Source organism: Acetobacterium sp. MES1 (genome assembly GCF_002237635.1).
Taxonomy (GTDB): domain Bacteria; phylum Bacillota; class Clostridia; order Eubacteriales; family Eubacteriaceae; genus Acetobacterium; species Acetobacterium wieringae.
The window spans coordinates 14,980-33,183 of the sequence record NZ_MJUY01000054.1; the positions used below are offsets into that span (position 1 = coordinate 14,980).

The window sequence follows — 18,204 nt, forward strand, 5'->3', positions numbered from 1 at the left end:
GATGATCAGTTCAAAACCTGTGAGAGGTACCCGGGATATTTTGCCCGAGGAAATGAAAATTCGGGATCGGTTGGAGCAACAGATATTGGCAGTCTACCGTTCTCATGGCTTCAGCCGGATTGAAACCCCGGTGATGGAAAATCTCGAATTGCTGCTGGGCAGTGATGGTGGCGAGAACTTAAAAATGCTGTTTACCATCTTAAAGCGTGGCGAAAAGCTGGATTTAAGTCAGGAAGCCAGTGTAACAGATCTTTGTGATATGGGTCTGCGCTTTGATCTAACTTTGCCCCTGAGCCGTTTTTATTCAAACAATCAGGAAGTGCTCGAAACGCCGTTTAAGGCAATACAGATCGGTAATGTCTTTCGGGCGGAGCGACCTCAAAAAGGCCGGTTTCGGGCCTTTAAACAATGTGATATCGATATTATTGGCGATCCTACCGTTTCGGCAGAGATTGAGCTAATGGATACCACGGCCAAAGCGCTGCTGGCAATGGGGTTTGCCGGTTTCACGATAAAAGTGAATCATCGTCAGCTCTTAAGTGAAGTCATTATCAATGCTGGCTTTGCCGCAGATCAGGTCGGAACAGTCTGTATTGCACTCGATAAAATGGATAAAATTGGAGTCGCTGGAGTAACCGGCGAATTGTTGGAAAAGGGACATGACCAGGAAAAAGTCGACAAGCTGATGGCCTGTGTGACCGGCATTAGTCTGGACAATTTGGAACGGTGGGTGGAAGATGCTGTTGCTGTTGGCCAATTAAACGAGGTGATTAACACCGTCAAAATCCTTGCTAAAGAACAATTTGATGTTGTTTTTGACTTTTCGCTGATCCGGGGAATGGGTTATTACACTGGTCTGATCTTTGAAGTCAGCTATGGCCCTTATGGTTATTCCATTGCCGGTGGTGGCCGTTATGACAACATGATTGGCAAATACAATAAAGTTTCAGTACCGGCAGTGGGTTTCTCGATTGGCTTTGAGCGAATCATTACGATTCTTATGGAAGAGCAGAAAGATGCCAGGCAAGTTGATTCGGCAATCATCCTGTTCTACGATCCACAGAGCAGCAACATGGCAGAAGTTATTGGTGAAGGCGATCGCTGGCGGATCAAAGGGTATCAGGTCAATCTGGTGGCCATGAAGAAAAAATTTGGTAAACAGATTGCCGCCTGGGATAATGGACAATACGAAGGCTTTGTGGTTTTTGGTCGGGATGAAGCGATAAAGAATTTTTAGAAGAAGAACTGATTTTTACTGCCCCAGGCACCGGTTGCGATGAGTGTAACGGTGTTTGGGGTTTCATTTTTATTTAAATATAGTTATTTAAGAATATCTCGAATTTTTGTGTTATAATGTACTATTGAGAGTTAACGACAAGATCAAAAATAATGATAAAGGAAAAATGAATGTCGAAAAAGATAAACTTAATTGCCACAGTGGCTTTTGGAATCGAAAGTGTGGTAAAGGACGAAATAAAAAAACTGGGCTACGAGGTAACTGAAGTGGAAAACGGAAAAATCCGTTATTCCGGGCCTCTGGAAGCGATTCCCCGGTCAAATCTCTGGCTCCGTTGTGCTGATCGGGTGCTGTTGGAGATTGGCCGTTTTAAGGCCGAAACCTTTGATGAACTGTTTGAGAAAACAAAGGCATTGCCCTGGGAAAACTGGATCCCGGTTGACGGCAAATTTCCGGCGGCTAAAATTACCAGTGTTAAATCAACGCTGTTTAGTAAATCGGACGGACAGCGAATTGTAAAAAAAGCCGTGGTGGAACGCTTAAGATCTAAATATCAGGTCGATTGGTTTGATGAGAATGGCGGAAAGTATCCGATTCATATTCAAATTCTTAAAGATGAAGTCACCCTTTCCATCGATACCAGTGGCTCTGGTCTTAATAAGCGGGGGTACCGCCAATATGGCAATGAGGCGCCGCTAAAAGAAACCATTTCTGCGGCGCTGGTTTATCTATCCCGGTGGCGACCAGATCGAGTTTTTCTCGATCCTCTTTGTGGATCCGGAACGATTGTCATTGAAGCGGCGCTGATCGGTAAAAATATTGCCCCGGGGCTGAAACGGGATTTTGTCTCTGAAACCTGGGACGCCATTCCGCCGGAATTGTGGGAACAGGCTCGTCAGGAAGCCAGGGATGCCATCAATGACAAAGAATTTTTGTTGCTGGGATCCGATTGTGATGCCAATGCGCTAAAACAAGCCCGGACGAATGCAGAATTGGCTGGCGTTTCAGATTTGGTCGCTTTTCAAAAACTGCCGGTTCAGTCGGTATCCACCAAGAAAAAATATGGGGTCATTATCACCAACCCGCCCTATGGTGAGCGAATCGGCGAAGAAAAAGAAATTCAACGCCTCTATCGGGATATGGGTAAGGTCTTTCACAGTCTGGATAGTTGGTCTTATTTTATTATTACCGGTTATGAAAAGTTTGAGAAATATTTTGGCGAAGTGGCAACCAAGAATCGCAAGCTTTATAATGGCGACATTAAGACCTACTATTATCAGTACTATGGACCACTGCCGCCACGAAAACGAAACCCTGTCGATGAAGCCCAAAATATGAATGCAGAAACTGAAATAAACACACAAGCCAAAAAATAAACGAAATAATGCAAGAATCGGTTTATCGAGAAATAAATCGAATTAAAATAAAAGAATAGGTGAAAAGATGAAACGAGTATCAAATAGTCGCTCAAACAGCAGCAAGACCAGTGACAAGCCCCGAGGGAAAAGAAATGACCAGGCGGTAAATGGGGATAAAAGGCCCCGCAAGTTTGAAGAACGTGGGGAAAAGGACGATAAAAAACCACGGAAATTTGACAGTCGAGATTCCCGGGAGGAGCGTGGCCCCCGTCGCTTTGACGATCGGCGACCACAACGCAAGTTTGATGGATATAATCGGGAAGACGAAGGCGTTACCGCAGAAACGTTTGTAATTGTCGGAAAAAACCCGGTAATGGAAGCGCTTCGTTCTGGTCAGGAAATCGATAAATTATTGATTTTAAAAGACAACACCGACCATGTTCTTAAAAAGATTACCGATGCAGCGAAAAAACAGAATATCATTATTCATTCGGTCGAAAAAGCCAGACTGGAGTATCTGGCTGATGGTCAGGTTCATCAGGGGATTGTAGCGTTGATGGCGCCATTTCCCTATAGTAATCTTCAGGATATCTTAAATCATGCCACAAGCAAGGGTCGAGATCCCTTTATCATTATACTCGATCATCTGACGGATCCCCATAACCTGGGGGCGATAATACGGAGTGCCAATATCTGTGGGGCTGACGGTGTCATCATTCCCAATCGCCGTTCGGCATCGTTGACAGCGGTTTCGGTAAAAGCTTCATCCGGAGCAGTATCCCACACTCCGATCGTCAAGGTGACCAATCTCAGCCAGACGATTGAAGAGCTCAAGAAAAAAGGATTCTGGATCATGTCGACAGATATGAAGGGCAATCCCTATTATAAAGCCGATTACAAGGGGTCATTGGCCATTGTTATTGGTAACGAGGGGAGTGGAATCAGCGAGAAGATCAAAAAGCAATGCGATTTTTCAGTATCGATTCCCGTACATGGCGAGATTGAATCCTTTAATGCATCAGCAGCAGCAGCGATCATTTTTGCAGAGGCTGCCAAACAGCGATTTCAATGAAAACCATATTAATTGTGGATGGTTATAATGTCATTCATGGTTCAGATGATTTAAAACGTCTTTCAGAAATTCAGTTGGAAGAAGCCAGGCTAAAGTTGATCGATGATTTAAATGGCTACAGCGGATTTAAAGGATGGGAAACCATCCTTGTTTTCGATGCCTATCAGCAACAATCATTGGAAAAACGGGAAGAAGTCCATGGCCGGATCAAAGTAGTGTTTACCGAAAAGAATAAAACCGCCGACAGCTATATTGAAAAGCTTGTCTATAGCCTCCCGAAAGCTTATAACGTTCGGGTGGTAACGTCAGATTTTACCCTTCAGCAAATGGTCATGGCCAACGGCGCCGAGCGGGTTCCGGTGCGGGAGTTGATTCAGGATATGGAAGCGTCGTTGAAGAATTTTCGGGATGATAAGAGAAAAAGCGTCCCGAAACAGGGTCTTAAGCTCAGTGATTTTTTGGATGAAGAAACCCTGGATCAATTTAACAAAATGCGTGTTAAAGAATAATGCGAGGAAAAAATGGTCAAGCTAAGCAATAATAAACTAGCGGAATCGGAAATCGTCAGGCGCGCCCAGCAGGGAGACAAAGAGGCAGAGGAGTATCTTCTGGAAAAATATCGAAAAAATGTCCTGATTCGAGCCCGTTCTTATTATCTGGTTGGAGGCGATCACGAGGATCTGATCCAGGAAGGAATGATTGGGTTATTAAAGGCCATATGGGACTTTCGCCCGGATCGAGAAGCGCAATTTTCCACCTTTGCCAATCTTTGTATCGAACGTCAAATCCAAACAGCGATCAACTCGGCAAATCGTCAGAAACATATGCCGCTAAACAATTCGGTATCAATTTATGCGTCTGTTTCGGAAGAAGATCCTGAAAATACGATTTTTGACCGATTGGCAGCCAAAAAAAGTGTGGAGCCTGGAGTAGAGTTAATTAAAGAAGAAGAATTGGAACAGCTGATGATTGACGTTAAACGGGAATTGTCCAGCTTTGAGAAAAAAGTTCTGGCACTTTATATCCAGGGGGCATCCTACTACGAGATTTCCAGAGTATTAGCGTGTGGAAATAAATCGGTGGATAATGCCTTGCAGCGCATCCGAAAAAAAATCGGTAAAAAGATTTAAAAAACAGTTGACAAAAATGGCAAAACAAACTATTATAGAGAAGCTGAATTAATAAGCACGTGGGAGAATGCCCGAGTGGCTAAAGGGGGCGGACTGTAAATCCGTTGACGACGTCTACGATGGTTCGAATCCATCTTCTCCCACCACTTTATTATAAGCCCTCATAGCTCAGTAGGTAGAGCACCACCATGGTAAGGTGGGGGTCTCCGGTTCAAATCCGGATGAGGGCTCCATTTTTATATCATAAATTAAATTTGACATAGTGGTTAAACGATAATATTTAGATTTATAAGGAGAATACAAATGGCAAAGTCAAAATTTGAAAGAAATAAGCCCCACGTAAATGTTGGAACAATTGGTCACGTTGACCACGGTAAAACAACATTAACAGCGGCCATCACATCTGTATTAAACAAGCGATTTGGAACCGGTGAAGCCGTAGCATTCGAAAACATCGATAAAGCACCAGAAGAAAGAGAGCGTGGAATCACAATTTCTACAGCTCACGTTGAATATGAAACAGCTAACCGTCATTACGCACACGTTGACTGCCCGGGCCATGCCGATTATGTTAAGAACATGATCACTGGTGCTGCCCAAATGGATGGTGCCATCCTGGTTGTTAGTGCTGCCGATGGTCCAATGCCACAGACCCGTGAACATATCCTGTTAAGCCGTCAGGTAGGTGTACCATACATCGTTGTTTTCTTAAACAAAGTCGATATGGTCGATGACGAAGAATTACTGGAATTAGTTGAAATGGAAGTTCGTGAACTGCTTGACGAATACGAATTCCCGGGCGATGATACCCCAATCATTCCCGGATCGGCTTTAAAAGCGTTAGAAGATCCAGACGGAGAATGGGGCGACAAAATTGTTGAACTGATGACAGCCGTTGATAACTGGATCCCTGATCCAGAACGTGATACTGACAAACCATTCCTGATGCCAGTTGAAGATGTTTTCTCAATCACTGGTCGAGGAACTGTTGCAACCGGACGTATCGAACGTGGGGTTGTTAAAGTTGGTGAAGAAGTCGAAATCGTCGGTATTCACGACAGCCGTAAAACAGTAGTAACCGGGATCGAAATGTTCCGTAAATTACTCGACGAAGGTCGTTCAGGCGACAACGTAGGGGCATTACTGCGTGGTGTTGACCGTACTCAGATCGAACGTGGTCAGGTACTGGCTAAACCAGGTTCAATCAAACCACATACCCATTATATGTCAGAAGTATACGTCTTAACCAAAGAAGAAGGTGGACGTCATACTCCATTCTTCGATGGCTACCGTCCACAGTTCTACTTCAGAACAACTGACGTAACTGGTGTCATCAAATTACCAGAAGGCGTTGAAATGGTAATGCCTGGTGATAACGTACAAATGGAAATCACCCTGATCACCCCAATCGCAATCGAAGAAGGTTTACGTTTCGCGATTCGTGAAGGTGGCCGTACTGTTGGTTCTGGTGTTGTTGCCAAAATGCTGGAAGACTAATAACAGAGCAAATACAGACTAAATAAATGTCTTATGGATATTTAAATTAGCAACCCACATAAAAATCAACCGTCCTTTTGGGGCGGTTTTTTTATGTGGATATTGTTAAAATTATAAGTTAGTGATAAAATGATTGCTTAGAGAAAATGATAAATAGATATCAATAAGCAGTATGGATAAGTTAAAAATTGCTGGCTGCAATTGGAAAGAAGTGAAAAATGATTAGACTCTTAGTAGACAGTATGTGTGATCTGCCAAAAGATTATGTAAATCATCCCAACCTGGATATGGTTTCATTAAATGTGATTATTGAAGGGGTGGCTTATCGGGATAAACGGGAAATTGATTTGGAAGGCATGAATAAATTCATGGCCCGGGGAATCGTGCCAACCACATCCCAGGTGAATCCGGGGGACTTTCTGGAATACTTTGAAGAATGCGCCAAGAACAATCAGGAATGCCTGTATCTGGCTTTTACCTCAAAACTATCGGGGAGTTATGAGACGTCACGTCTTATTCTAAAAGAAGTGAAGGAAAAGTATCCTGATTTCAGCTGTCAAATTGTTGACAGTCTCCACAGTGGCGGCAGCATAGGCCTGATTGCGGTGGAGTTGTTAAAATTGATCGACCAGGGCAAAGATCTTGATTATCTGGCTGCTGCGGCGCTAAAATTTATTCCCCATGCTCATTTTTATTTCAGCATTGAAGACCTTAACTGGCTTTATATGGGGGGGCGGGTATCTAAGGGTACAGCAGTAGTTGGCGGTTTCTTAAAAATTCATCCAATCGTTTCAGTGGAAGAAGGGGAGCTAAAAATCATTGGCAAATCCCGGGGGCCTAAGAAAGCGCAAAAGACGATTATTGATAAAACGGCTGAGAACATTGTCGGCTATCTGGATCAACACGTTGGCATTGCATTTAACGGCTCGATGAAGCCGGTGGAGGAATACGAGGCGGCACTTCGTTTGATGGGTGTTAAAAATATTGAACCCGTACCGATCGGCTGCGTGTTGGCTGCTCATTTGGGACTTCAGGGGACGGGTATTTATTTTTTTGACACGGCGCCGGAGACAATCTTGAAGCAAGAAGAAAAAAATTGAAAATTGTTGTAAAATATGAAAAAACGCTTGCCAAAGGCGTTTTTTTCTTGTATAATGTGAAAGGTTGACACTCTGCGATGAAGTGAGAGGTTGCTGTCGCCTTAGGCAGGTTTTTCCCATGGAGTATGTCACGATCTTAGAATCGGACGACAACCACGAAAATCATGATTTTTATGCAAAATGATCCGTCATTTTGCTAAAAAAATAATGATGAAACACCCGGATGGGTTGACGAGTGGTTGGAGTACCTAAATGACGAGTAAAAATTGATAAGGAGGTAAAATTTAGGTATGGCAAAACAAAAAATTAGAATCAGATTAAAAGCGTTTGATCACAAACTGTTGGATCAATCCGCTGAACGAATTGTGGAAACAGCAAAGAGAACAGGTGCGAGCGTTTCTGGCCCCGTGCCACTGCCAACAGACAAAGAAATCATTACAATTCTGCGAGCAGTACACAAGTATAAGGATTCCAGAGAACAATTTGAAATGCGCACTCACAAACGGTTGATTGACATTTTAAACCCAACACCAAAAACCGTAGACGCATTAATGCGATTGAACTTACCAGCAGGCGTTGATATAGAAATCAAACTATAAGCCCCAATTGGTATTATGATTGCAAAGCAATCCAATGATATTTAGGAGGAAATAATGAAAAAAGCGATTATCGGACGAAAAATTGGAATGACTCAGATTTTCACAGAAAATGGAACAGTAATTCCAGTAACTGTAGTTGAAGCAGGGCCCTGCGTTGTGCTTCAAAAGAAAACCATCGAAACTGACGGATATGAAGCAGTGCAATTAGCATTTGGCGAAGTGAAAGAACGACGCATGACAAAACCGCTAAAAGGTCACTATGATAAAAACAGTGTCGAGTATAAAAAAGTAATCCGGGAATTCAAACTTGACGATTATGCAAGTTATGAAACCGGTCAATTAATTCAGGCTGATGTGTTTGAAGCTGGCGAACGTGTGGATATTTCAGGAACTTCAAAAGGTAAGGGATTCCAGGGGGTTATTAAACGACATAACCAATCCCGGGGACCAATGGCCCATGGTTCAAAATATCACCGTAGCCCAGGTTCCATGGGAGCATCTTCTTCGCCTTCACGAGTATTCAAAGGCAAGAAACTTCCGGGCCAGATGGGAAACAAAAATGTAACTGCAGTTAATTTGGAAGTTGTTAAAGTCGATGCAGAGAACAATGTACTTTTAATCAAAGGTGCAGTACCAGGCATTCGAGGAGCACTTATTACAATTAAAAGCAGCGTTAAAGCATAAAAAAATCAAGCCTGAAAGGAGGAAATCAAATGCCTAAAATTGACGTTTTAGATGTAAAAGGAAATGTTGTTGGTGATGTCGAATTAAGCGAAGGAATCTTCGGAATCGAACCCAACGAACATGTAGTACATGAAGTAGTGGTCGCACTGCTTGCAAATAGACGACAGGGAACACGTTCCGCCTTGACTCGATCAGAAGTCCGTGGCGGTGGTCGGAAACCCTGGAGACAAAAAGGAACAGGCCGGGCTCGAGCCGGTACCATCCGATCTCCATTGTGGAAGGGTGGCGGTGTGATCTTTGCACCAAAATCAAGAGATTACAGCAAAAAGGTTAACAAGAAAGTTAAAGCTTTAGCAATGAAATCTGTTTTCTCGGCAAAGGCTCAGGACAACGAACTGCGGGTTCTGAATCAATTGGTGATGGATGCTCCAAAAACCAAAGAAATGGTAGCGGTGCTGAACAATATCAACGCTCAAAAAGCCTTGATTGTACTGCCGGAAAACAACGAAGCGATTATCCGCTCCGCAAATAATATTCCTAAAGTTGCAACAACGACAGTCAGTGAATTAAACGTCTATGATATGTTGAAATATGATGTATTGATCATGACTCAGGAATCATTACAAAAAATTGAGGAGGTATACGCATAATGAAAAATCCTCGCGATATTATTATCAAGCCGATTATTACCGAACGTAGTATGGCTGACGCTGAAGAAAAAAAATTCACATTTAAAGTGGACAAACGAGCGAATAAAATTGAAATCAAAAATGCAGTTGAAGTCATTTTTGGTGTTGAAGTTGAAAAAGTAAGCACCATGAACATGAAGGGTAAACTGAAAAGAACCGGACGTTTCGTTGGTCGCAGATCAGACTGGAAAAAAGCAATCGTAAAATTGACACCGGCAAGTAAGGGTATTCAATTCTTCGAAGGCGTATAAGCAAAAACGAGACTACAACCCGAGAAGCATACAAAAAAGGAGGTAGCGATTAATGGGTATTAGAAAGTATAAACCAACGTCCCCAGGACGTAGAAATATGAGCGTCAATACATTCGAGGAAATTACCAAGCACGAGCCTGAGAAATCCTTATTGAAGCCACTTAAAAAACATGCTGGTCGTAATGCATATGGACGCATTACTGTTAGACATCATGGTGGTGGAGCGAAACGAAAATACAGAATTATTGACTTCAAACGAAATAAAGACAATATTCCCGGAAAAATTGCCGGAATTGAATATGATCCAAACAGAAGTTCAAATATAGCACTGGTTCACTATGCAGATGGTGAAAAACGTTATATTATTGCGCCACTTAAGTTAAAGGTTGGAGATGTTATTTTCTCTGGACCGGAATCAGATATTACCATTGGTAACTGTCTGCCACTCAAAAACATTCCCGTTGGTACAACGGTTCACTGTGTTGAGTTAAAAACTGGAAAAGGCGCTCAAATGGTGCGTTCTGCCGGTGCCAGCGCTCAGCTGATGGCGAAAGAAGGAAACTACGCAACATTGCGATTGCCTTCAGGCGAAATGCGACTGGTTCGAATTGAATGTCGAGCTACCATTGGTCAAGTTGGAAATCTGGATCATCAGAATGTCCGGATTGGTAAAGCGGGTCGTACCCGACACATGGGGATCCGCCCAACCGTTCGTGGTTCGGTAATGAATCCCAATGACCATCCACACGGTGGTGGTGAAGGACGTGCCCCGATTGGACGTTCTGGCCCAGTTACACCATGGGGTAAACCAGCACTTGGTTATAAAACACGTAAGAAAAACAAGCCTTCCGATAAATATATCGTAAGAGCCCGAAACAAAAAATAAGCACTCAACCATAAAGATAACGAACCGAGAGGAGGTTGAATAATGGGTAGATCACTTAAAAAAGGACCTTATGTTGACGAAAAGTTACTTAAACGTATCGAAGCAATGAACGAAAAAGGTGAAAAGAACGTGCTGAAGACCTGGTCAAGAAGCTCCACACTTTTCCCACAAATGGTAGGACACACCATCGCCGTACATGATGGCAGAAAACATGTTCCAGTTTATGTTACCGAAGATATGGTAGGGCACAAACTTGGAGAGTTTGCACCGACCAGAACCTTTAGAGGTCATGCTGGAGAAAAGAAATCTAAATTAAGATAGCCAGAAGGAGGTATACGAATGGAAGCAAGAGCGACAGCTAAATATGTACGTGTTTCATCCAGAAAGGCTAAGTTAGTGGCTGATTTAATTCGAGGCAAAAGCATTGGAGAAGCATTAAGTATTCTAGCATTAACACCAAATAAAGCAGCGAAAATAATTGACAAAGTTGTAAAATCTGCTTTGGCAAATGCTGAAAATAATTTTAACATGAATCCTGAGAACTTATATATCGATCAGATTTACGCAAATCAGGGTCCAACACTAAAACGATTCAGAGCGGGTGCACAGGGACGTGCAACAATTATTCGAAAAAGATCGTCTCATATTACAGCCGTATTAAAAGAAAAAGAGTAAGGAGGGCATAGATGGGTCAAAAAGTCAATCCTCACGGATTAAGAGTTGGCGTTATTAAGGACTGGAATGCAAAATGGTTTGCGAACAACAAGGATTTTGCAGATTGTTTAATTGAAGACTATGATATTCGTAAATATATAAAAGTAAATCAATACCAGGCGGGCATTTCTAAAATTGTCATCGAACGTTTTGGTAACAAGGTAAAGATTCATATCTATACAGCAAAGCCAGGCATGATCATTGGTCGTGGTGGTGCAGGTATCGATGCGTTGCGTCTTGAACTTGAAAAAATGACCAAGAAAACCGTTTTTATCAACATCGTTGAAGTTAAAAATGTTGATATGGACGCTCAATTAGTGGCCGAAAACATTGCTGCTCAGCTGGAACGACGAATTTCTTTCCGACGGGCAATGAAGCAAACCATGCAACGAACCATGAGAGCTGGCGCTAAGGGTATTAAAACTGCTGTTGCAGGCCGTTTAAACGGTGCTGAAATGGCACGAAACGAACATTATGCCCAGGGTCAGGTTCCCCTTCAAACCCTCCGAGCTGATATTAGCTATGGCTTTGCTGAAGCTGATACCACCTATGGTAAATTAGGTGTAAAAGTTTGGGTCAATAAAGGCGAAATTTTAACTGGACGTGAAGATATTTTAGCCGTCACAGCTGAAGACGACGCAAAAGCTAAAAAAAGCGCACCCCGCCGAAAAGCTCCTACTAACAGGACAGAAAACTAAGAGAGGAGGCCAACGCATATGTTAATGCCTAAACGTGTAAAACGTAGAAAACAACATAGAGGTCGTATGAAAGGAAAAGCGCTTCGTGGTAATAAAATCACTTACGGAGATTTCGCTATTCAAGCATTGGAGCCAGCATGGATTACTGCTAATCAGATCGAAGCTGCCCGTATTGCCATGACCAGATATATTAAAAGAGGTGGCCAGGTTTGGATTAAAATATTCCCAGATAAACCTGTGACACAAAAACCAGCAGAAACTCGAATGGGTTCCGGTAAAGGATCTCCTGAGTATTGGGTTGCAGTGGTAAAACCAGGTAGAGTAATGTTTGAGATTGCCGGAATTTCTGAGGAAGTAGCTCGGGAAGCCATGCGTCTTGCGCAACATAAATTACCAATCAAAACAAAATTTATCACTCGTAAAGATCAGGAAGCACAAGAAGTGGGTGATGAAGCATGAAACCAAGTGAATTAAGAGAATTAACAACGATCGAACTTGAAGCAAAATTGGGTGATCTGAAGGAAGAATTATTCAACCTCAGATTTCAACATGCGACTGGCCAGTTGGAAAACCCCATGCGGATTAAAGAAGTTAAGAAGACTTATGCACGGATCAAAACAATTATCCAGGAACGTGTCATGAAGTCAGATGAAGCATAATAAACCAATAGATAAGGAGGTTTAGCTTATGGAAGAAAGAGGTTACAGAAAAACTCGAATCGGTAAGGTTACCAGCGATAAAATGGATAAAACCATTGTTGTAGCTGTTGAAAGTTTTGTAAAACATCCGCTTTACACAAAACGAGTTAAGCACACTGTAAAGTTCAAAGCCCATGACGAACAAAACGAATGTAATATCGGTGATACCGTTAAAATAATGGAAACAAGACCACTCAGCAAAGACAAACGCTGGAGATTAGTAGAAATCGTAGAAAAAGCACTATAAGTCAATGTGCGGAAGGAGGTATTTCGGATGATTCAACAAGAAACGAGACTGAAAGTAGCAGATAATACCGGTGCAAAGGAATTACTGTGCATCCGAGTTCTTGGTGGTTCCGGTCGTCGATATGCAAATATCGGGGACATTATCGTGTGTGCTGTTAAAAGTGCTGCACCCGGTGGCGATGTTAAAAAGGGCGACGTTGTAAAAGCCGTTGTCGTACGAACAAAGAGCGGAATCAGAAGAGACGATGGCAGTTACATCAAATTTGACCAGAATGCAGCGGTTCTAATAAAAGATGATAAAAACCCAAAAGGTACACGTATTTTTGGACCTGTCGCACGAGAATTACGGGACAAGAAATACATGAAAATCGTATCTTTGGCTCCTGAAGTACTTTAAGGAGGAAATGAAAGATGCATGTAAAAAAAGATGATATCGTAATGGTAATTTCCGGTAAGGACAAAGGAAAAAAAGGAAAAGTGATTCAATCTTATCCTAAAGATGGAAAAGTCCTTGTGGAAAATGTGAATATGGTTACTAAACACCAGAAACCAACACAGCAAATGCAACAGGGTGGAATAATCCGTCAGGAAGGGCCAATTCAGGCTTCCAATGTATTAATTTACTGTGCAAAGTGTGATAAAGGCGTTAGAACCGGTCATAAAGTTCTAGGTGACGGAAAAAAAGTCAGATTTTGTAAAAAATGTAATGAAACATTTAATAATTAATTTCGGGAAGGAGGACCAATATGCCCAGATTAAAAGATAAATATCTAACCGAAGTAATTCCAGCATTGATGGAAAAATTTCAATATAAAAACATCATGGAAGTTCCTAAACTCGAAAAAGTTGTGATCAACATGGGTTTGGGAGATTGCAAAGACAATTCCAAAGCTTTAGAAGCCGCCGTGATCGACCTTGGAATTATTGCCGGCCAAAAACCAGTGATCACTAAGGCAAAAAAATCAGTAGCTAACTTTAAAGTCCGAGAAGGCATGAACATTGGAGCGAAAGTAACTCTGCGAAGTGATCGTATGTATGAATTTGCTGATAAGTTATTCAACGTTGCCCTTCCTCGAGTACGTGACTTCAGAGGGTTATCCAATAAATCCTTTGATGGACGTGGTAATTATGCTTTTGGTATCAAAGATCAACTCATTTTTCCTGAAATTGATTATGACAAGGTAGAACAGGTTCGCGGCATGGATATCATGTTTGTCACAACGGCAAAAACAGATGAAGAAGCTCACGAACTGTTAAGACTGCTTGGCATTTCATTCAGTAGAGCATAAGGAGGACGGTACAGTGGCAAAAAAAGCGATGAAGGAAAAGCAACAACGCAAAGCAAAATATTCAACTCAGGCGTATACACGCTGCCGAATTTGTGGTCGACCACATTCTGTATTACAGAAATTTGGCATTTGTCGTATATGTTTCCGAGAATTAGCATATAAAGGCGAAATCCCTGGCGTAAGAAAAGCAAGCTGGTAAAAAATACCAGCAAAGAAAAGGAGGTACCGAGTATGGTTATGACTGATCCTATTGCGGATATGTTAACACGCATCAGAAATGCAAATGATGCAGGTCATAAAACAGTTGAGATGCCTGCTTCAAAAGAGAAAAAAGCAATTGCTCAGATTCTTTTAGAAGAAGGTTATATTAATAAAGTTGATTACATTGCTGATGAAAAGCAAGGTGTCATTAAAATTACTCTCAAATATGGAGAAAACAAAAGTCGTGTCGTTGCAGGCATCAAGAGAATCTCAAAACCTGGTTTAAGAGTATATGCCGGAAAAGACGAAGTGCCAAAGGTATTAAACGGTTTAGGCATTGCCATCGTTTCTACATCTAAAGGCGTAATGACAGATAAAAAAGCAAGAAAAGCCGGCGTTGGCGGCGAAGTGATATGTTACGTTTGGTAACAAATTAAGACAGGAGGTAAAAAGATGTCAAGAGTAGGAAAAGCACCTGTTGCAATCCTCCCAGGAGTCGACATAAAAAAAGACGGTCAAACGTTGACGGTCAAAGGTCCATTAGGACAACTCGTTAGAACGTTTCATCCTGATGTCATCATCGATGTCCAAGATAGCGAAATTGTTGTCACCCGACCATCTGAAAGTAAGCTGCATAAATCGCTTCACGGTTTAACCCGGGCTTTAATTCAAAACATGGTTACTGGTGTCAGCACTGGCTTTACACGAACCCTGGAAATCAGTGGAGTTGGGTATAGAGCAGAGAAAAAAGGAAATAAGCTGGTTATGAATTTAGGTTATTCACATCCCGTTGAGATGGAAGATCCTGAAGGTGTAGAAGCTGTTCCAGAAACCAATACTAAAGTCGTAATTAAAGGCATTAGCAAAGAAGCCGTTGGTGCACATGCCGCCAATATTCGAGCGAAACGCCCACCAGAACCTTACAAAGGTCATGGCGTACGATATTCTGACGAAGTAATAAGACGTAAAGAAGGTAAAACAGGTAAATAACCTGCCAACCCGTCAAAGATGATGAAGGGAGTAAAACTCGATGATTAAGAAACCCATTAAAAATAAAATACGTATTGCTCGTCACTATCGGGTCCGAAACAAGGTTTCTGGAACTGAAATGAGACCACGTTTAAACGTATTTCGAAGTAATAAAAACATTTATGCTCAAATTATAGATGATACCAAAGGTATCACCTTGGTTTCTGCTTCTTCCAATGACTCTGAACTTAAAGGTCAGTTATCAAAAGGTGGAGATAAAGCAGCAGCTAAAGCCGTCGGTCAGGCTATTGCCAAACGTGCACTTGAAAAAGGCATTGAAGCAGTGGTATTTGATCGAGGTGGTTATGTATATCATGGTAGAGTAAAAGAATTGGCTGACGGCGCTCGTGAAGCCGGCCTGAAATTCTAAGTAAAGGAGGTCATTTGATGCAAAACAAAAAAATCGATCCAAGTACATTAGATTTGAAGGAAAAAGTCGTTGCCATCAACCGTGTAACCAAGGTTGTAAAAGGTGGTCGTAACTTCAGATTCAGCTGTCTTGTGATTGTTGGAGACGAAAACGGTCATGTTGGCGTCGGTAAAGGAAAAGCGATGGAAATTCCAGATGCAATTCGTAAAGGTATCGACGCAGCAAAAAAATCATTGATCAAAGTGCCAATGGTTGGAACAACTATTCCTCACTTAGTCAACGGTGAAGCTGGTGCAGGTCATGTATTATTGAAACCTGCTGGAAAAGGTACTGGCGTTATTGCTGGCGGACCCGTCCGTGCAGTACTGGAACTCGCTGGAATCAGAGATATTCGTACTAAATCTTTAGGATCTAATAATGCCCGTAACATGGTTAATGCTACAATGGCAGGCCTTGCAGAACTGACTACTGTTGAAGAAGTAGCAGCAAAACGTGGTAAGAAACCTGAAGAAATTTTAGATTAGGAGGAATCATTATGGCTAAGCAATTAGAAATTACACTAAAGAAAAGTTTGATTGGTCGTAACCCCAAACAACGGGCTACCATTGAAGCTTTAGGCCTCAAGAAAATTGGTCAAACTGTAACACATAATGATACCCCTCAGATTCGTGGCATGATTCATCGAACAGATTTCATGCTCGAAGTAAAAGAAGTATAGGAGGTGTCGAGATGAAGTTACATACTTTAAGTCCAGCCCCAGGTTCAAAAAAGGCACCCAAGCGAAAAGGACGAGGTACAGGTTCTGGTCTTGGAAAAACTGCTGGTCGTGGACAGGATGGACAAAAATCACGTTCCGGCGGTGGCGTACGACCAGGTTTTGAAGGTGGACAGATGCCGCTGGCAAGACGTTTACCAAAACGCGGTTTTTCTAACGCACGATTCAAAAAAACATATGCAATTGTTAATGTGGGTGAGCTGAATGCATTTGATGCCAACACAGTGATTACTCCGGAACTATTGATGGAATACGGATTTGTCCGTAAATTAAATGATGGCTTGAAGATCCTGGGCAACGGCGAAGTTGAAAAGGCATTCACCATCAAAGCACATAAAATCAGCAAATCAGCTGAGGAGAAGATTCTCGCTGGAGGAGGAAAGGTAGAGGTGATCTAGTATGGTCTCTACCTTGAAGGATGCTTGGAAAATTCCAGATCTACGACGAAAAATAATATTTACGTTAGCGCTGCTGTTTATATATCGTTTGGGATCCTTCATACCGGTTCCCTTCATCGATACCGAACAGCTTAGTCAACTCGTCAACGATAGTGGAATTTTTGGTCTGTTTGATATTATATCCGGTGGTAACTTCGGCAATTTTACGATTTTTGCCATGAGTATCACCCCGTATATTAATGCTTCAATTATCATGAACCTTCTGGCATTTGCAATTCCAGCTCTGGAAGCGCTACAAAAAGAAGGTGAAGAAGGACGAAAAAAACTGGCTCAGTATACGCGTTACCTTACCATTATTCTGGCGCTGATTCAGGCACTGGGAATGAGCTTATCCTTCGGAGACTTGCTAATTGAAAAAACACCATTTACCGTCTTTACGGTTGTATTATGTATTACAGCAGGGACTGCGTTTTTAATGTACCTGGGCGAGCAAATCACTGAAAATGGTATCGGCAACGGTATCTCTTTGATTATCTTTATCAGTATCATTTCCCGTATTCCATCTGCAATCGGCCAAATGTATCAATATCTGACGATTGGAACCTTAAATATCATCACCCTGATTGTTTTTCTGGTTTTCATTGTGGTGGTTATCTTTGGTGTGGTGGCAGTTCAGGAAGGGCAACGACGTATCCCGGTTCAGTATGCAAAACGGGTCGTTGGCCGAAAAATGTACGGCGGACAAACTACCCATATTCCCATGCGTGTGAATATGGCAGGCGTTATTCCGGTAATCTTTGCCAGTTCGTTAACGTTATTCCCAGCGACACTTGCCAGCTTTTTTCCGACATCGGCTTTTGCAAACTTTATTTCAACCTATTTTGCCTGGGGATCCTGGCTCACTAATATTATTTATATCACACTAATCATTGCGTTTACCTATTTTTATACAGCTGTAACATTTAATCCGTTTGATATCGCAGAAAATATCAAGAAACAAGGTGGTTATATTCCTGGGATCAGACCGGGAAAACCAACCGTAGAATACTTGTCGAGAATTATGAACCGATTAACATTATTTGGTGGCGTCTTTTTAGCGATCATTGCTGTTATTCCTATTTTTGTAGGTAATTTTATGGGTGTCAATCTTCAATTCGGCGGAACAAGTTTGCTGATTGTAGTTGGGGTAGCCCTTGAAACGGTTAAGCAGATTGAAGCAGAAATGATGATGAGACACCATCAGGGATTTTTAAAATCTTAAAATGAACTGGAGTTAAGTGAAA

At 42.0% G+C, this 18,204-nt stretch carries 29 protein-coding genes and 2 tRNA genes; all 31 read left to right on the forward strand.

Translation table 11 applies throughout. The annotated features are described in order from the left end of the window. The first annotated feature begins 1 nt into the window (after position 1). The 31 genes from hisS (at position 2) to secY (ending at position 18,182) form a co-directional block, all read left to right on the forward strand. Entirely contained in the window at positions 2–1,237 is a 1,236-nt protein-coding gene (gene hisS, locus BI182_RS14595; protein WP_070369924.1) for a histidine--tRNA ligase, read from the forward strand. A 170-nt stretch (positions 1,238–1,407) separates the two neighbouring features. After that, the gene (locus BI182_RS14600) at positions 1,408–2,613 is read left to right on the forward strand and encodes a THUMP domain-containing class I SAM-dependent RNA methyltransferase (protein WP_286808967.1); all 1,206 of its coding nucleotides are present in this window, start codon (positions 1,408–1,410) and stop codon (positions 2,611–2,613) included. Positions 2,614–2,680: 67 nt separating this feature from the next. Further along, a complete protein-coding gene (gene rlmB, locus BI182_RS14605; protein ID WP_353744781.1) occupies positions 2,681–3,667 on the forward strand; it encodes a 23S rRNA (guanosine(2251)-2'-O)-methyltransferase RlmB in 987 nt (328 codons plus the stop codon). Further along, positions 3,664–4,176 carry an NYN domain-containing protein gene (locus BI182_RS14610; protein ID WP_070369927.1) on the forward strand — a complete coding sequence of 171 codons (513 nt, stop codon included), beginning with the start codon at positions 3,664–3,666 and terminating at the stop codon, positions 4,174–4,176. The genes rlmB and BI182_RS14610 overlap by 4 nt, the downstream gene beginning before the upstream one ends. 12 nt (positions 4,177–4,188) lie before the next feature. After that, entirely contained in the window at positions 4,189–4,797 is a 609-nt protein-coding gene (gene sigH / locus BI182_RS14615) for an RNA polymerase sporulation sigma factor SigH (protein WP_286808970.1), read from the forward strand. A 61-nt stretch (positions 4,798–4,858) separates the two neighbouring features. Further along, positions 4,859–4,943, forward strand: a tRNA-Tyr gene (locus BI182_RS14620). A gap of 11 nt (positions 4,944–4,954) precedes the next feature. Further along, positions 4,955–5,030 (forward strand) — tRNA-Thr (locus BI182_RS14625). Positions 5,031–5,100: 70 nt separating this feature from the next. Continuing rightward, positions 5,101–6,294: an elongation factor Tu gene (gene tuf, locus BI182_RS14630; RefSeq protein ID WP_070372670.1), complete on the forward strand. Its 1,194-nt coding sequence runs from the start codon at positions 5,101–5,103 to the stop codon at positions 6,292–6,294. A 218-nt stretch (positions 6,295–6,512) separates the two neighbouring features. Continuing rightward, positions 6,513–7,394, forward strand: coding sequence for a DegV family protein (locus BI182_RS14635; protein ID WP_286808974.1), 882 nt, complete (start codon positions 6,513–6,515; stop codon positions 7,392–7,394). Between the two features lie 290 nt (positions 7,395–7,684). Beyond that, complete coding sequence (gene rpsJ / locus BI182_RS14640; protein WP_014357213.1) at positions 7,685–7,993, forward strand: 30S ribosomal protein S10; 309 nt, start codon at positions 7,685–7,687, stop codon at positions 7,991–7,993. A gap of 54 nt (positions 7,994–8,047) precedes the next feature. Next, positions 8,048–8,677, forward strand: coding sequence for a 50S ribosomal protein L3 (rplC, locus tag BI182_RS14645; protein WP_286808979.1), 630 nt, complete (start codon positions 8,048–8,050; stop codon positions 8,675–8,677). A gap of 29 nt (positions 8,678–8,706) precedes the next feature. Next, positions 8,707–9,327, forward strand: a complete 621-nt coding sequence (rplD, locus tag BI182_RS14650) for a 50S ribosomal protein L4 (RefSeq protein WP_148637297.1) — start codon at positions 8,707–8,709, stop codon at positions 9,325–9,327. Continuing rightward, positions 9,327–9,617, forward strand: a complete 291-nt coding sequence (gene rplW / locus BI182_RS14655) for a 50S ribosomal protein L23 (RefSeq protein ID WP_148637298.1) — start codon at positions 9,327–9,329, stop codon at positions 9,615–9,617. Before rplD ends, rplW begins: the two co-directional genes overlap by 1 nt. 52 nt (positions 9,618–9,669) lie before the next feature. Beyond that, a complete protein-coding gene (rplB, locus tag BI182_RS14660) occupies positions 9,670–10,503 on the forward strand; it encodes a 50S ribosomal protein L2 (RefSeq protein WP_070369933.1) in 834 nt (277 codons plus the stop codon). A 42-nt stretch (positions 10,504–10,545) separates the two neighbouring features. Further along, positions 10,546–10,824, forward strand: coding sequence for a 30S ribosomal protein S19 (gene rpsS, locus BI182_RS14665; RefSeq protein ID WP_070369934.1), 279 nt, complete (start codon positions 10,546–10,548; stop codon positions 10,822–10,824). 18 nt (positions 10,825–10,842) lie between these two features. Further along, the gene (gene rplV / locus BI182_RS14670) at positions 10,843–11,178 is read left to right on the forward strand and encodes a 50S ribosomal protein L22 (protein ID WP_041669084.1); all 336 of its coding nucleotides are present in this window, start codon (positions 10,843–10,845) and stop codon (positions 11,176–11,178) included. An 11-nt stretch (positions 11,179–11,189) separates the two neighbouring features. Then, the gene (rpsC, locus tag BI182_RS14675; RefSeq protein WP_070369935.1) at positions 11,190–11,915 is read left to right on the forward strand and encodes a 30S ribosomal protein S3; all 726 of its coding nucleotides are present in this window, start codon (positions 11,190–11,192) and stop codon (positions 11,913–11,915) included. A gap of 18 nt (positions 11,916–11,933) precedes the next feature. Further along, on the forward strand, positions 11,934–12,374 hold the full coding sequence (gene rplP / locus BI182_RS14680; protein WP_026393630.1) for a 50S ribosomal protein L16: 441 nt from the start codon (positions 11,934–11,936) through the stop codon (positions 12,372–12,374). Continuing rightward, entirely contained in the window at positions 12,371–12,574 is a 204-nt protein-coding gene (rpmC, locus tag BI182_RS14685; protein ID WP_070369936.1) for a 50S ribosomal protein L29, read from the forward strand. The genes rplP and rpmC overlap by 4 nt, the downstream gene beginning before the upstream one ends. Before the next feature lie 28 nt (positions 12,575–12,602). Next, positions 12,603–12,860 (forward strand): 30S ribosomal protein S17, encoded by a 258-nt coding sequence (gene rpsQ / locus BI182_RS14690; protein ID WP_070369937.1) that lies wholly within the window; start codon positions 12,603–12,605, stop codon positions 12,858–12,860. Positions 12,861–12,887: 27 nt separating this feature from the next. Then, positions 12,888–13,256: a 50S ribosomal protein L14 gene (gene rplN / locus BI182_RS14695; protein WP_026393627.1), complete on the forward strand. Its 369-nt coding sequence runs from the start codon at positions 12,888–12,890 to the stop codon at positions 13,254–13,256. Positions 13,257–13,270: 14 nt separating this feature from the next. Next, on the forward strand, positions 13,271–13,585 hold the full coding sequence (gene rplX / locus BI182_RS14700) for a 50S ribosomal protein L24 (RefSeq protein WP_070369938.1): 315 nt from the start codon (positions 13,271–13,273) through the stop codon (positions 13,583–13,585). A 20-nt stretch (positions 13,586–13,605) separates the two neighbouring features. Then, the gene (gene rplE / locus BI182_RS14705; protein WP_070369939.1) at positions 13,606–14,148 is read left to right on the forward strand and encodes a 50S ribosomal protein L5; all 543 of its coding nucleotides are present in this window, start codon (positions 13,606–13,608) and stop codon (positions 14,146–14,148) included. 13 nt (positions 14,149–14,161) lie between these two features. Next, on the forward strand, positions 14,162–14,347 hold the full coding sequence (locus BI182_RS14710; RefSeq protein WP_084504860.1) for a type Z 30S ribosomal protein S14: 186 nt from the start codon (positions 14,162–14,164) through the stop codon (positions 14,345–14,347). 32 nt (positions 14,348–14,379) lie between these two features. After that, complete coding sequence (rpsH, locus tag BI182_RS14715; RefSeq protein WP_070369940.1) at positions 14,380–14,778, forward strand: 30S ribosomal protein S8; 399 nt, start codon at positions 14,380–14,382, stop codon at positions 14,776–14,778. A 24-nt stretch (positions 14,779–14,802) separates the two neighbouring features. Continuing rightward, the gene (gene rplF, locus BI182_RS14720; RefSeq protein ID WP_070369941.1) at positions 14,803–15,339 is read left to right on the forward strand and encodes a 50S ribosomal protein L6; all 537 of its coding nucleotides are present in this window, start codon (positions 14,803–14,805) and stop codon (positions 15,337–15,339) included. Between the two features lie 40 nt (positions 15,340–15,379). Beyond that, positions 15,380–15,748: a 50S ribosomal protein L18 gene (gene rplR, locus BI182_RS14725; RefSeq protein WP_070369942.1), complete on the forward strand. Its 369-nt coding sequence runs from the start codon at positions 15,380–15,382 to the stop codon at positions 15,746–15,748. A gap of 17 nt (positions 15,749–15,765) precedes the next feature. Continuing rightward, the gene (gene rpsE / locus BI182_RS14730) at positions 15,766–16,272 is read left to right on the forward strand and encodes a 30S ribosomal protein S5 (RefSeq protein ID WP_070369943.1); all 507 of its coding nucleotides are present in this window, start codon (positions 15,766–15,768) and stop codon (positions 16,270–16,272) included. A gap of 11 nt (positions 16,273–16,283) precedes the next feature. After that, entirely contained in the window at positions 16,284–16,466 is a 183-nt protein-coding gene (gene rpmD / locus BI182_RS14735) for a 50S ribosomal protein L30 (RefSeq protein WP_070369944.1), read from the forward strand. A gap of 11 nt (positions 16,467–16,477) precedes the next feature. Further along, entirely contained in the window at positions 16,478–16,921 is a 444-nt protein-coding gene (gene rplO / locus BI182_RS14740) for a 50S ribosomal protein L15 (RefSeq protein ID WP_070369945.1), read from the forward strand. A 1-nt stretch (position 16,922) separates the two neighbouring features. After that, on the forward strand, positions 16,923–18,182 hold the full coding sequence (secY, locus tag BI182_RS14745; RefSeq protein WP_148637299.1) for a preprotein translocase subunit SecY: 1,260 nt from the start codon (positions 16,923–16,925) through the stop codon (positions 18,180–18,182). Positions 18,183–18,204: the final 22 nt, after the last annotated feature.